This is a genomic window from Marinobacter halodurans, from assembly GCF_004327985.1.
Classification (GTDB): Bacteria; Pseudomonadota; Gammaproteobacteria; order Pseudomonadales; family Oleiphilaceae; genus Marinobacter_A; species Marinobacter_A halodurans.
This window is the reverse complement of the sequence record NZ_SJDL01000006.1, coordinates 113,776-127,713: the sequence shown is the minus strand read 5'-3', so window position 1 is coordinate 127,713 and position 13,938 is coordinate 113,776. Positions and strand designations below refer to the sequence as shown.

13 protein-coding genes are annotated in these 13,938 nt (G+C 63.5%); 7 read left to right on the top strand and 6 right to left on the bottom strand.

The annotated features are described in order from the left end of the window. Positions 1-292: 292 nt before the first annotated feature. The 6 genes from EZI54_RS05645 to EZI54_RS05620 all read right to left on the bottom strand — a co-directional run bounded on the left by EZI54_RS05645 (position 293) and on the right by EZI54_RS05620 (position 7,155). Positions 293-1,420 carry an AI-2E family transporter gene (locus EZI54_RS05645; RefSeq protein WP_131479917.1) on the bottom strand — a complete coding sequence of 376 codons (1,128 nt, stop codon included), beginning with the start codon at positions 1,418-1,420 and terminating at the stop codon, positions 293-295. Between the two features lie 109 nt (positions 1,421-1,529). Beyond that, positions 1,530-2,420: a 3-hydroxyisobutyrate dehydrogenase gene (gene mmsB, locus EZI54_RS05640; RefSeq protein ID WP_131479916.1), complete on the bottom strand. Its 891-nt coding sequence runs from the start codon at positions 2,418-2,420 to the stop codon at positions 1,530-1,532. Between the two features lie 184 nt (positions 2,421-2,604). Further along, positions 2,605-3,678 (bottom strand): enoyl-CoA hydratase/isomerase family protein, encoded by a 1,074-nt coding sequence (locus EZI54_RS05635; RefSeq protein ID WP_131479915.1) that lies wholly within the window; start codon positions 3,676-3,678, stop codon positions 2,605-2,607. Between the two features lie 14 nt (positions 3,679-3,692). Further along, positions 3,693-4,472 (bottom strand): enoyl-CoA hydratase, encoded by a 780-nt coding sequence (locus tag EZI54_RS05630; protein WP_131479914.1) that lies wholly within the window; start codon positions 4,470-4,472, stop codon positions 3,693-3,695. 13 nt (positions 4,473-4,485) lie between these two features. Continuing rightward, entirely contained in the window at positions 4,486-5,652 is a 1,167-nt protein-coding gene (locus tag EZI54_RS05625; protein WP_131479913.1) for an acyl-CoA dehydrogenase family protein, read from the bottom strand. A 12-nt stretch (positions 5,653-5,664) separates the two neighbouring features. Next, positions 5,665-7,155: a CoA-acylating methylmalonate-semialdehyde dehydrogenase gene (locus EZI54_RS05620; protein WP_131479912.1), complete on the bottom strand. Its 1,491-nt coding sequence runs from the start codon at positions 7,153-7,155 to the stop codon at positions 5,665-5,667. Between the two features lie 174 nt (positions 7,156-7,329). On the opposite strand from EZI54_RS05620, the gene EZI54_RS05615 reads away from it, so the two are divergent. The 7 genes from EZI54_RS05615 (at position 7,330) to EZI54_RS05585 (ending at position 13,872) form a co-directional block, all read left to right on the top strand. Next, positions 7,330-8,205, top strand: a complete 876-nt coding sequence (locus EZI54_RS05615; RefSeq protein ID WP_131479911.1) for an AraC family transcriptional regulator — start codon at positions 7,330-7,332, stop codon at positions 8,203-8,205. 92 nt (positions 8,206-8,297) lie between these two features. Then, entirely contained in the window at positions 8,298-8,723 is a 426-nt protein-coding gene (locus tag EZI54_RS05610; RefSeq protein WP_131479909.1) for an SRPBCC family protein, read from the top strand. A 198-nt stretch (positions 8,724-8,921) separates the two neighbouring features. Next, positions 8,922-9,839 carry a pca operon transcription factor PcaQ gene (gene pcaQ, locus EZI54_RS05605; RefSeq protein WP_131479907.1) on the top strand — a complete coding sequence of 306 codons (918 nt, stop codon included), beginning with the start codon at positions 8,922-8,924 and terminating at the stop codon, positions 9,837-9,839. Between the two features lie 115 nt (positions 9,840-9,954). Next, the gene (gene pcaDC, locus EZI54_RS05600) at positions 9,955-11,142 is read left to right on the top strand and encodes a bifunctional 3-oxoadipate enol-lactonase/4-carboxymuconolactone decarboxylase PcaDC (protein WP_131479905.1); all 1,188 of its coding nucleotides are present in this window, start codon (positions 9,955-9,957) and stop codon (positions 11,140-11,142) included. After that, positions 11,139-11,837 (top strand): protocatechuate 3,4-dioxygenase subunit beta, encoded by a 699-nt coding sequence (pcaH, locus tag EZI54_RS05595; RefSeq protein ID WP_131479903.1) that lies wholly within the window; start codon positions 11,139-11,141, stop codon positions 11,835-11,837. The genes pcaDC and pcaH overlap by 4 nt, the downstream gene beginning before the upstream one ends. Positions 11,838-11,841: 4 nt before the next feature. Next, a complete protein-coding gene (gene pcaG, locus EZI54_RS05590; protein WP_131479901.1) occupies positions 11,842-12,441 on the top strand; it encodes a protocatechuate 3,4-dioxygenase subunit alpha in 600 nt (199 codons plus the stop codon). 90 nt (positions 12,442-12,531) lie between these two features. After that, positions 12,532-13,872, top strand: a complete 1,341-nt coding sequence (locus EZI54_RS05585) for a lyase family protein (protein WP_131479899.1) — start codon at positions 12,532-12,534, stop codon at positions 13,870-13,872. The last annotated feature ends 66 nt before the right edge of the window (positions 13,873-13,938 follow it).

Sequence of the window (13,938 nt, the reverse complement as noted above, 5' to 3'; positions counted from 1 at the left end):
GCTAACGCAACCTGCTCGCGGATGTATTGCCCGAACATGAACGCAATCAGCGTCACGTCGGTGTTTCCAGATAGTGCGACCGTCTGGCGACCTGACCCCGCTCAAGGTTGTGCCGGGCCATCCACGTGACAACGGCGCCGTGAACAGTTCTTCTCAGGTTAGGTTATTTTCCAGCCGGAGGCATAGAGGATAGGCACAATCCGAAACGCGGATACGGCCCACCAGGGCCGCATTCCCATGCCCCGGAACCGGTACTGCCAACATAGGCTCACGATCGCGACGCGAAGTCCCCCTAACGGGCAATGACGCGGTAGACCGGCCGAAGTTTGGGAATCTGCCTGAGCACCACCTGCAGGACGGTCATCAACGGCACGGCCATCACGACACCGATCGCGCCCCAGAGCCAGCCCCAGAAGAAGATCGACAGGAAGATCACCACCGGGTTGATCGACATCCGGAAGCCGTGAATGTAGGGCTCGATGAAAAAGCCGACAATGGAGGTCAGGGCCAGGTAGCCCAGCGGCGCAATCGCCATCATCCACAGCTGGTCGAGGGTGGTCAGTGAGATGACGGCCAGCAGGCCGACGGTACCGATGACCCCGAGGTAGGGAACGAACCGTGCCAGCCCCGCAATCAGCCCCCAGACCGCCGGCGACGGCAGCCCCACGGCCCAACACATGAACCCGGTCAGCACCCCAACCAGCAGGTTACTGGTGCTGATCACCATCAGGTACTGGGCAATCTGGTGCTGGGAATCCCGCACCACTCGCAACACCATGCGCCGATCGCGACGCGGGAGCTGGCGCACGAAATTGCGTATCAGGCTGTCGCCACTGACCAGCAGGAAGTAGCTCAATGCCAGGGCCAGGGCCAACCCCATCACGCCGTTACGCAACTTGGTGAATATCGTCTGCTGCCAGGAATTGGATTGCACGACCACCTTGGTGGGCTCATCCCCCTTGGACAGCTCGTCCATTTTCTTTTCGACCTTGCGGGCCGATTCCGTGACCCGCTCCAGACTGGCGGTAATGCCCTTGCCCCCTACCAGCAGTCGGGAGAGCCCCTGCGGTGCCTTCTCAATCCATTCCATAATGGGCGAAGACACGGCCCAGCCCACGCCGACCATACCGGCCAATAACCCCAGGATCAGGACCAGCGCAGTCACGCCCTGGGGAATCCTCCAGCGCTTGCGGGCGCCACGAACGGCCGGGGCCATCAGCAGGCTGGCGAGCAACGCCAGGGTAATCGGCAGGATAATCTGGTGCGCGACATAGAGGGTGTAGAGAATGCCCAGGGTAAAGAGGCCATAGATGGGCGTGGCCAGGTTGGCAGGAATCGTCAGTCCAGCCAGGGTTCTCGTGTCAGGCGTCACGTCAGGCTGATCGCGACCCGGACTGGAACGTGGCGACTCGTCGGTCATGCAGGCGGACTCCTTGTTGGCGGCTGCGCCTTCCGTAGACATCGCGACAGTCTAGCGGAGTCGACCACCGCGAATCCATGCGGATGACGCGGTGGCCATGTTCACGGGCCTATTCCTCACCGCGGTAGAAGCGCTGGATGCTGGAGAAATCCAGACGGCCATTACCCTGCTGGCCATGCAGCGCGTACAGGTTGCGCGCCAGTGACCCCATGGGAATCGGCGCCTTGTTCTTCACCGCATTGTCGAACGCCAGGCCCAGGTCCTTGTTCATCAGGTCCACCAGGAAGCCGCCCTGGTAGTCGTTGGAGGCGGGCACCCCCTCCATCACTCCCGGCCAGGGGTTGTAGACGTTCAGTGCCCAGTTGCCGCCGGAACTCTGACGCATGATCTCGGACAGAACCGCCGGATCCAGGCCGTTCTTCACCCCCAACGCCAGGGCCTCGCAGGTGCCGTTCATGAGGATTGCCAGCAGCATGTTGTTGCAGATCTTGGCCACCTGGCCGGCACCGTGGGGACCGGCGTGGAAGATGTTCTTGCCCATGTCCTCGAGAACCGGCCTGGCCTGTTCGAATGCCGCGTCCTCGCCGCCGCAGATGAAGGTCAGCGTGCCGGCTTTGGCCCCGCCGACACCGCCCGAGACCGGCGCATCCAGGAACGCGATGCCTTTCTCGGTCGCCTTCTCGGCCACGCCCCGGGCGGTTTCCGGCGCGATGGTGGAGGAATCGATGACCAGCGTGGATGACGTCAGGGTGTTGAGCAGCCCCTCGTCACCCAGGTAGACCGCTTCCACATGCTCGCCGGCCGGCAGCATGGTGATCAGGACCTCCGCGCCCTCAGCGGCAGCATGCACGGTATCGGCGGTGCGGGCACCGTCGTCCACCAGCACCTTGACCGCATCGGCGGAGAGGTCGAAGACCGTGACCGTATGGCCGGCCTTGATGAGATTGTGGGCCATGGGGCCGCCCATGTTGCCCAGTCCGATAAAGGTGATGTTGGCCATGTTTCGTTCTCCTGTTGTTTTTGTTCGGGAATCGCCCGTTGGGTGGTCAACGTCCCGGCTGCCCTGCGGGCAGCTCCGAAGCTAAAGCGTCGGCTACATTGCCCAGCTATCTCGAGCATGTAGCAGATGCTTCAGCTTCTGAGGCGCCGCAGGCGCCCGATCACGCTCCACCACCGTCGCGGTGCTACTCGAAAAAACTCTCTACCCAAGCCGGATCCATGCTCTCCAGCGATGGATACCGCCAGCGGGGCTGCTTATCCTTGTCGATCAACAAGGCCCGGATGCCCTCGGCAAACTCGCCCTTCTCAAGGCAGCGGGTCGACAGCTTCAGCTCTTTGTCGAACACTGCCTTGAGCCCATCCAGCCGGGTCTCCCGCAACTGACGCTCCAGGATCGCCATGGTCGTAGGCGAGCCGGTCTTCGCGACTTTCGCGGCCTTCTGGAGCCAGACATCGTCACCGTCATAGTCCGCAATGCGCCGCACCTGGGTGACCAGATCGTCCGCGTCCATCAGGGCATTAATCGCGTCCAGCCGTTCGCGCACGGCCGACGTCGGCATGACCGCGACGGATTCCCTTTCAAAGGTACGCAGCACGCTGTTCACCGCCGTTTCGGCGGATTCCGGCAGCTGTTCCGCCTGCGCCAGTGCTTCGAGTACCGCGTCCTTGTGATCGTGGGCGATCCGCCGATCCGCCATCCTCAGGAAGCAGGCGTCCGCCGCGTTCAGGTGGACGCCAGTCAGGCCGATGAACAGCCCCAGGTGCCCGGGCATGTGATTGAGGAACCAACTGGCGCCGACATCCGGATAGAGACCAATGGTCACTTCCGGCATGGCCACCCGAGACTGCTCGGTGACCACCCGATGCGAGGCCCCGGCCAGCAGGCCGACACCGCCGCCCATGACGAAGCCATGCCCCCAGGCCACGACGGGCTTGGGGAAGGTGTGGATCTGGTAGTCCAGGGCGTACTCCTCGGTGAAGAACGCCACGCCCTCATCCGGCCCGGACGCCCCCTCGGTCATGGACCGGTACAGGGAGACGATGTCACCGCCGGCGCAGAACGCCTTGTCGCCCGCACCTTCCAGCCAGACCGCAGCAATCCCGTCGTCCTTCACCCACTGGTCGAGCTGGTCTTCCAGCGCCCGGATCATGGGCAGGGACAGGGAATTCAGTGCCTTGGGCTGATTCAGGGTGGCCACGCCGATGCGCTTGCCACCGGCGGCCGCCTTCTCGTCGAAAAGGATGGCTTGTTCTGACATGCTGACTCCAACCGTTACCGGTTCTTCCATTCGGGTTTGCGTTTTTCCAGGAAGGCGTTGACGCCCTCGCGCTGATCTTCGGTGGCGAACAGTTCCACGAACAGCTCGCGTTCCATGCGCCAGCCATCGTCGTGGGACCGGCCGTCACGGGCACTCATCACCAGCGATTTGCAGCGGGCGATGGACGACGGGCTCTGCTTGCACGCCATCTCCGCCAGCTCGATGGCCTTATCCAGCGACTGCCCGGTCGGCACCACTTCTTCCACCAAACCGATGTCCAGGGCCTTGTCCGCCTTCACACGTTCGCCGCACAGGATCATGCGCTTGGCCCAGCCCTCGCCCACCAGCCAGGGCAGGTTCTGGGTGCCGCCGGCGCAGGGCAGCAGGCCAACACCCGCTTCCGGCAGGGCCATCTGGGCGTGTTCCTCGGCAATACGGATATCGCAGGCCATGGCGCATTCCAGGCCACCACCCATGGCGTAACCGTTCACCGCGGCAATCGACACGCCACGGAACCGGCTCAGGGTCGCAAAGGCGTGGCCGAATGCCTGGGCCATGCGGTTGGCACGGCCTTCGTCCCCGTCGGCAAAGGTTTTCAGGTCGGCGCCGGCGGAAAAGAACTTCTCCCCCTGCCCGGTCACCACCAGGGCAAAGATACTGCGGTCGGCGTTCAGGGCTTCAATCGTCTCTGCCAGGGCCCCGAGGGACTCTTCGGTCCAGGTATTGGCCGGCGGGTTGTTGATGGTCAGGATGGCTACATGCCCGCGATTTTCGAGCTGGATCAGATCGCTCATTGCCTTGTTCTCCTTATTGAATCGCTTCGACGACGCCAGACTCGAGCACCCGGCGGGCGACGATCAGCCGCATGATTTCGTTGGTACCTTCCAGGATCTGGTGCACCCGCAGGTCGCGCACGTAACGCTCCAGCGGGTATTCGCGGATGTAGCCGTAGCCCCCATGCAGTTGCAGGGCCTGGTTGCAGACCTCGAAGCAGGCATCGGTGGCGAACCGCTTGGCCATGGCACAGTGCAGGGTGGCCTCGGCGTCGCCGTGATCCAGCTTCCAGGCCGCCAGCCGCACCATCTGCCGGGACGCCACCAGGTCGGTGGCCATGTCCGCCAGTTTGAACTGCAACGCCTGGAAATCGGCCAAGTGACGGCCGAACTGGCTGCGTTCGTGCATGTAGTCCCGCGTGCGCGACAACGCGGCCTGGGCACCGCCGAGCGAGCAGGTGGCGATGTTCAGGCGACCGCCGTCCAGCCCTTTCATGGCGAAGCGGAAGCCCTCTCCCTCTTCACCCAGCCGGTTTTCCAGGGGCACGTAGACGTTGTCAAAGCTGACCTGACGGGTCGGCTGACTGTGCCAGCCCATCTTGTCTTCCGACTTGCCGTAGTGAATGCCCTCGCTGTTCGCCGGGACGACGAACGCGGAAATGCCCTTGGCGCCGCTGTCCGGCGCCCCGGTGCGGGCCATCACCACCAGCACTTGCGTGGCGCCAGCCCCGGAGATAAACACCTTGGAGCCGGTCAGGCGATAGCCGTCGCCCTCTCGTACCGCCTTGGTCTGCAGGTTGGCGGCGTCCGATCCGGCGCCGGGTTCGGTCAGACAGTAGGAGCCCAACCATTCACCGCTGGCCATGCGCGGTGCGACATCCTGCTTCATGGCGTCGCTGCCGAAGCAGGCCACCATCCAGGTGGCCATATTGTGAATGGTGATATAGGCCGCCGTGGACGGACAGGCCGCCGCCAGTTCCTCGACGATGACCGAGGTATCCAGCCGCGACAGTCCCATGCCACCGCAGTCTTCCGGCGTGTAGAGGCCACAGAAGCCGAGTTCCCCGGCCTCGCGGATCACTTCCAGCGGAAAGGTGTGGTCGATGTCCCAACCGGCCGCGTGCGGGGCCATCGCCTTCTCGGCGAAGGCCCTGGCGGCATCACGATAGGCCAGTTGGTCTTCGTTCAGCGCGAAATCCATAACCGGCCACCCTCAGTGCATGCGGATGGAGAAGTTCGTTCCGGCCACCGCGTCGCTGGAGAACCAGCGGGCCGTGATGGTCTTGGTCTCGGTGTAGAATTTCACCGCCTGTTTGCCATAGGCGTGCTGGTCGCCGTAGAACGAGCCTTTCCAGCCGGTGAAGGAGAAGAACGGCAGGGGCACCGGAATGGGAATGTTGATCCCCACCTGACCCACTTCGATCTCGTGCTGGAAGCGACGGGCGGCGCCACCGGAGTTGGTGAAGATCGAGGTGCCGTTACCGTACGGGCTGTTGTTGATCAGTTCGATGGCCTCGCCCAGGTTGTCGACTTCCATGCAACTGAGGACCGGGCCGAAGATTTCTTCCTTGTAGATGTCCATCTCCGGCTTCACGCCGGCAAACAGCGTCGGGCCGACCCAGTTGCCGTCCGGCAGGCCATCGACGGTGCAGCCGCGACCGTCCAGCAACAGGCGCGCGCCTTCCTGCTCGCCACGGCCGATCAACTGCTCGATACGGTCCTTGGCCTTGGCGCTGATGACCGGGCCGTAGCTGGCACCGGAATCGTTCCAGGCACCCGGACGCACTTTCGCCAGGGCGTCCTTCACTTCCGGAATCCACTCCTGGGCCTCGCCCACGAACACCGCCACGGAAATGGCCATGCAACGCTGACCGGCGGCACCGACGGAGGCGCCGACCAGGGCACTGATCACCTGGTCCTTGTCCGCGTCCGGCAGGATCACCATGTGGTTCTTGGCACCGGCGAAGCTCTGCACGCGCTTCATGTTCTTCGTACCGGTCTCGTAAATGTAGCGGCCGACCGGGACGGAACCGACGAAGGACACGGCCTTGATCGCAGGATCGGTCAGCAGCTTGTCCACCTGCGGCTTGGCACCGTGGATCACCTGCAGGACACCCTTGGGTGCTCCGGCTTCAACGAACAGTTCCGCCAGGCGGGTCGGGGTCAGCGGGTCCTGCTCGGACGGCTTCAGGACGAAGGTGTTCCCCGCGGCAATCGCCATCGGGAACATCCACAGCGGGATCATGGCCGGGAAGTTGAACGGGGTGATACCGGCGCAGACGCCCAGCGGCTGGGTGTAGGAATAGGTGTCGATTTCCCGGGCCACGTTCTCGACGGTCTCGCCCATCATCAGGGACGGGATGTTGGCCGCGTGCTCCACGACTTCGATGCCGCGCCAGACATCGCCCTTGGCGTCCTCGAAGGTCTTGCCGGTTTCCTGGGACAGGATTTCGGCGATTTCGTCGTGGTGCTCCTTCAGCAGGGCCTGGTAGCGCATCATCAGACGGGCGCGCTCGGAGACCGGGGTTTCCTTCCAGGTTTTGAAGGCTTCGCCGGCGTGGTGGATCGCCCGCTGCATCTCGTCTTCGGTGGCGCACGGGACCTGCGCGATCACTTCGTTGGTGGCGGGATTGGTCACATCAATCCAGTCGTTGGTCGCGCTCTGGCAGAACTCGCCCTCGATAAAAAGTGGCACTTTTTTCATACGGATTCCCCTGTTGTTCTTGTCGGCAAGGAGGAGGTACTCAAGCGACACAAGGCGCTTCAGCACCGGCTTTGAAATGATCCTAGCACAGCATAATAGATGATTAGATTGACTAAATTTCGCTCGTAATGGATTATTTTTCGGAAACAACCTCATCGAAGACCAAAACAGAACATGACCCGTACGTCACAATGGCCGCTACCCCCGGACAGCATTCGCTACGTGGTGCCGTCGCGCATGGTGCAGTTGCTCGACAACCACCCCCTGACCCGGGACCTGTACCCGCTGGCCTTTGGCCACTACCGGCAGGCACGGGGTCACCATATGCACCGCCAGCATCATGACGACAACCTGCTGATCTACTGCACCGACGGTCTGGCGCACCTGAATGTGGAGGGGGAAGGTCACCGGGTGCAGGCGGGCGACCTGCTGTTGCTGCCCAGGGGCGCCGCCCATCGCTACAGTGCGGATACCGACCAGCCCTGGTCGCTGCACTGGGTGCATTTCGCCGGCTCGCTCGCTTCGGCCTTTTGCGAACACATGGGATTTTCCCGCCAGACGCTGATCCGGCATGTGGGCCAGCAGCCGCGGTTACTGGTGGATTTCAACGGCCTGCTCTCGGTGCAGCAGACCGGCTTTCGCCCGTCCGGGCTGATCCATGCGGCCAATCGGCTGCGCCAGCTGCTGACCGCGGTTCCACTGTGCGCCGAGCCTCTGGCCCATCGCCAGCCGCTGGACCTGGACAGCCTGCACGGCTTCATGAAGGAACACCTGGACGAGCGCCTGACCCTGGAGAACCTGGCGGAACTGTCCGGCCTGTCACCGGCCCACTTCGCCACCCGCTACCGCTCGCTGACCGGCGTGGCGCCGATCCAGCACTTCCTGCACCTGAAGGTAGAACGGGCCTGCCAGTTGCTGGACAACTCGGACCTGTCGTTCCGGGCGATCAGCGACAGCCTCGGCTACGAGGACAGCTACTACTTCTCGCGCCTGTTCAAGAAGGTGATGGGGGTGTCGCCGCGGGATTACCGGCATACCCGACGGCACTGAGGGCCAATTCATGCTCAGGAGCAGACCGCCCTCTTCAGTTGGCGGGAAAAACTGATAGTCTGGACCACCTGACAACAAGAACGGACCCACGTATGGCCAGCTATACCATTGAAATCCAGGAACAATACGATTTGCCGAAGGACAGGGTCTTTGCCCTGTTCTCCGATCACAACCGCCTGGGCGGCGTCCTCGGCGCCCCCATCAAGCGCATCAAGGACAGCAACCAGGCCGATCCCAACGGCGTCGGGTCGGTCCGCCGCATCGGCATCGGTCCGCTGGGGCTGGAGGAAACCGTCATTGCCTTCGAGCAGGATGCGCTGATCGAGTACACAGTGACCAGCGCCAGCCCCATCCGCAATCACCTGGGCCGCATCCGCTTCAACGACGTTGCCGGCAAGACCGTGGTCAACTACACCATCCGCTTTGACGACTTCATCCCCTTCAGCGGCAAGGTCATCAGCGCCGGTCTGGAACAGGCCATCCGGCGCGGCATGAAGAAGGTGCCGAAGCTGGCCTGAGCCTGCCCCGATCATCGGGCGTCCCTGACTTCTGAGCCGGTCAACGTCGCCCGACACACCTCCCGTTCATCAACGCGCCTATCGCAAACACGCTTTCACGCTTGCCATACATATCACTTTTGATATGTCATGATAGGCCTGATGCCTGTTTTCATCCTGAACAGGCATATGATGTCCTGACAGACTGGAGCAACACCTGTGCTGGAAAACCGAATCAAGTACCGCCACCTCCAGTGCTTCCTGGAAGTGGCGCGCCAGGGCAGTGTCGGCGGTGCGGCGGATGTGCTCGCCCTGACCCAGCCGGCCGTCTCCAAGAAACTGAAAGAGCTGGAAGAAATGCTGGGTGTACGGCTGATGGAGCGCAGCAGGAAAGGCGTGGAGCTCACCCAGTTCGGCGAGGTGTTCCTGCGCTATGCCGGTGCCAGCGTGGCGGCATTGCGGGAAGGTACCAACAGCATCCTGCAGGCCCAGCAGGGTGGCAAGACCCAGTTGATTATCGGCGTTCTGCCCACCGTCGCCGCCAGTGTGCTGCCCCAGTCGGTGAGGCGTTTCCGCCAGGGCGGGCTGGATGTGACGCTGAAACTGGTGGCCGGTCCCAATACCCTGCTGCTCAGCCAGTTGCGCGTCGGCGAGCTGGACCTGGTGGTGGGCCGACTGGCAGAGCCGGACCTGATGTCGGGCCTGTCCTTCCAGCACCTGTACTCCGAGCGCGTGACCTTTGTGGTACGGCCGGATCACCCCCTGCTGAAAACACCGTCACTCGACCTGAAGGCGATCAGCGACTACACCGTCCTGTATCCACCCAAGGACTCCATCATTGCCACACCGGTCGAGCGTTTCCTGCTCGCCCACGGTATCGGCACCCTGCCCGACCGGATCGAGACCATTTCCGATGCCTTCGGCAAGGAGTACATCCGCCAGACCGACGCGGTGTGGATTATTTCCCGGGGCGTGGCGGCCCGGGAAATTGAGGCGGGCGAGTTTGCGGAGTTGCCGCTGGAGACCACCGAGACCCTCGGGCAAGTGGGCCTGACTACCCGCGCCGACACCCAGCCCACGCCGGCCCTGCAACTGTTCATGAATGCGGTACGGGACTGCGCCCGGACATCGGGCTAAGTGCCCAGACTCATATCAGATTCGATATATAAAAACGACAAACGATCATTTTACATAACGAAAGCACTGTATAAGAGTTGAGCCAAAGCCGCCAAGACACGATAGGCCCTGATTCATGCAAACCCTTTCCGTCAACGGGCAGACGCTCCATTACCAGTTGGACGGCCCGGCCCACCTGCCGCTGATCGTCTTTTCCAACTCGCTGGGCACCGACCTGCGGGTCTGGGAACCGCTGCTGCCTTACCTGCGCGACCAGTTCCGCTTCCTGCGCTATGACAAGCGGGGCCACGGGCTCTCGTCCTGCCCGCCGGCGCCCTACCAGCCGGACGATCACATCGATGACCTGATCGGTCTGCTGGACGCACTGGAACTGACACAGGTCAACCTGTGCGGCCTGTCCGTCGGCGGTCAGATTGCCCAGGGCGTGGCGGCAAAGCGGCCCGACCTGGTGAAAAACCTGATCCTGTGCGATACCGCCCATCGCATCGGCACCGCCGACATGTGGAACACCCGCATCGAGGGCATCCGCGAACAGGGACTGGAGGCGATTGCCGACGGCATCCTGGAGCGCTGGTTCAGTCCGCGTTTCCATGCCGTCCAGGGTGACGCCATCGGTTTGTGGCGTAACATGCTGGTGCGCACGCCGGTGGAGGGCTACCTGGGCACCTGCGCCGCGATCCGCGATACCGACCTGCAAGCCAGTACCCGGGAGCTCAAGCAGCCCACCCTGTGCGTGGTCGGCTCCGAAGACGGCTCCACGCCGCCGGATCGCGTGCGCAGCATGGCCGAGCTGATCCCGGACAGTCGTTTTGAAGTAATTGAAGGTGCCGGTCACCTGCCCTGCGTCGAGCAGCCGAAGGCACTGGCGGGGCTGATCGTGGATTTCCTGAGCCGACACACTCCCGCCTCCAGCCGCTACGAGCTGGGCATGGGCGTGCGCCGCTCGGTGCTCGGCAACGCCCATGTCGATCGGGCCGAAGCCAACAAGACCTCCTTTGACGAACCGTTCCAGCGCTTCATTACCGAAAGCGCCTGGGGTTCGGTCTGGAGCCGCCCGACCCTGAGCCGGCGCGACCGCAGCCTGATCACCATCGCCCTGATGGCCGCCCTGGGCCATGAGGACGAACTGGCCATGCACATCCGGGCCACCCAGCAGACCGGCGCCTCCCTGGAAGAAGTCCGCGAAACGCTGCTGCACCTGGGCGTCTACGCCGGCGTCCCGGCCTCCAACACGGCCATCCGCATTGCCAAAGAAGCCTACAGAAGCAAAGGCGTCGCTATTGATGGAGAGAGTGAACAATGAGCCAAAACACGCCTCGTGACTGGGCCAGCCATCCCAGGTACATCAGCCCCGACTACAAGTCCTCACGCCTGCGCGGCGTGTCCCGCAACCTGGTGGAAATCGATCCGGAGCTGGCCGAGCTGACCGGCCCCGCCTTCGGCGAGGAAGTGGTGGGGCCGCTGGACTACGACCTGACCCGCAATGGCCGTGTCAATGGCGAGCCCCTGGGCGAACGTATCATCGTCACCGGTCGCGTGCTGGGCGAAAACGGCGATCCGGTACCCAACACGCTGGTGGAAGTCTGGCAGGCCAATGCCGCCGGTCGTTACGTGCATATCCGTGACCAGCACGACGCGCCGCTGGACCCGAACTTCCTGGGCGCCGGCCGCTGCGTGACCGACGACAACGGCGAGTACCGGTTCATCACCATTAAGCCCGGCGCCTACCCATGGGGCAACCACCCCAACGCCTGGCGGCCCAACCACATCCACTTCTCGCTGTACGGGCCGACGATCGCCACCCGGCTGGTGACCCAGATGTACTTTCCGGGCGATCCCCTGCTGGAACTGGACCCGATCTACCAGTCAGTGCCGGCCGAGTCCCGTGAGCGCCTTGTCAGTCGCTTCTCCATCGACGTCACGGAAGAGAGCTATGCGCTCGGTTACGTCTTCGATATTGTCCTGCGTGGCGTCAATGCCACTCCTGTGGAGGCCTGATCCCATGGCAATGAAGCAAACCCCCTCCCAGACAGTCGGGCCCTACTTCGCCTATGGCCTGACGGCCCAGCAGTACCACTACCCGCATTCCCAGTACGCCGGCGGCTGCCTGGTCAGTGAGCGGACGAAGGGCGAACGTATCCGTATCGTCGGCCGCGTCCTCGACGGCAACGGCGACGCGGTGGATGACGCGATGATCGAGATCTGGCAGGCCAACGCCGCCGGCCGTTTCGACCACCCCAACGATGCCCGGGAAGCGCGTCCGCTGGACCCGGCCTTCAAGGGCTTTGGCCGTTTCGGGACCGGCACCATGCCGGACAACAGCTTCCGCTTCGAGACCATCAAGCCCGGTGCAATCCGTGACGGCGTGGCGCCGTTCATTAGCGTGACCGTGTTCGGCCGCGGCATGATGAACCACGCCTACACGCGCCTGTACTTCAGCGACGAGGGGGACGCCAATGCCAGCGATCCGGTGCTGGAAAGAGTGCCTGCCGACCGCCGTGACACGCTGATTGCCACACGCAACGAAACCGCCACCGGTGTTGAGTACCGCTTCGACATCCGGATGCAGGGTGACGGCGAGACCGTCTTCTTCGATTTCTGATCGTTCTGCCTGATGCCCGCTAAACCGCTATGATGGGTTTAGCGGGGCCCTGCCCTTCCCGATTCAATCGCCAAGGACGCCGACTTACCGATGTTTCAGGTATCGCCATTCGACTCCAAGCTCTACCGCCAACTGCTGTCCGATGCCGCGACCGCTGACCGCCTGGGGGACGCCGCCCAGATCCGGACGATGCTGAGGGTCGAAGGGGAGCTGGCGCTGGCCCAGGCCGAAGCGGGGCTGATCCCTGGGGACGCCGCCGAAGCCATCGCCCAGGCGGCAGCTTCCCTGACACCGGAACCCACCAGCCTGGCCGACGGCGTCGCCTCCGCCGGCGTGCCGGTGCCGGCACTGGTGAAAGCGCTGAAAGCAGCGCTGCCCGGGGAGCACGCCCGCTGGGTGCATTACGGCGCCACCAGCCAGGACATCGTCGACACCGCGCTGGTCCTGAATATCCGCGAGATCCTGATCGACCAGCAGGCGCGCCTGGCTGCCGTCATCCGCGCCCTGGCCGACCTGGCTGAAGCGCATCGCAACACCCTGATCGCCGGCCGCACCCGAACCCAGCAGGCGGTGCCCATGAGTTTCGGGCTGAAAGTGGCCCAGTGGCTGGCACCGCTGCTGAATCATGTGGACCGGCTGGAAGCACTGCGCCCGCGCCTGCTGCGGCTCCAACTGGGCGGCGCTGTCGGCACCCTGGCGGCGATGGGCGGCAAGGCCGTGGACATCAATGAGCGCCTGGCCCATCGCCTTGACCTGGTGGCCGGCCCCTGCTGGCATACCCAGCGGGACTCCCTGGTGGAACTGTCCGGCTGGCTCAGCCTGACCACCGGCACCCTGGGCAAGATGGCCCAGGACTGGCTCTGGCTGGCGCAGTCGGAAGTGGGCGAGATCCGCTTCAGCAACGGAGGCGGTTCCTCCACCATGCCGCAGAAATGCAATCCGGTGGACGCGGAGATCATCGTCGCCATGGCGCGCACCAGTGCAGCAGCCGTCGGCCAGATGCACCAGACCCTGATGCAGGAACACGAACGCAGCGGCAGCGCCTGGACCCAGGAATGGTTCCAGTTGCCCCAGCAACTCATGGCTTCGAGTGTCGCGCTCAACCATGCGCAAAGCGGGCTCCGGTTTATCGAGATTCACGATCAGCGCATGCGCGCCAACCTGGATGCCTGCAACGGCGTGATCTATGCCGAAGCAGCGACCTTTGAACTGGCCCACGCCATGGGTAGGGACAAGGCTTCGGAACTGGTCACACAGTGCGTCAGGGAAGCCATGCAAGGCGATCGCCACCTGCTGCAACTGATCGAAGACCGTACCGGCGAGCACATCGATGTGGACCAGCTTGCCCGGCAGTTGGTCGCAGGCGGCGCGACCGGTCGCTGGCTCACTGATATTCTGGAACAGGCCCGGCTCAAGACGGCCACCCCGTAACGCACCCACGACTTTGCACGTTTGAAACCTTCCCCATCCTGCGGGAGCGTTAGCGACGTGTGTGCA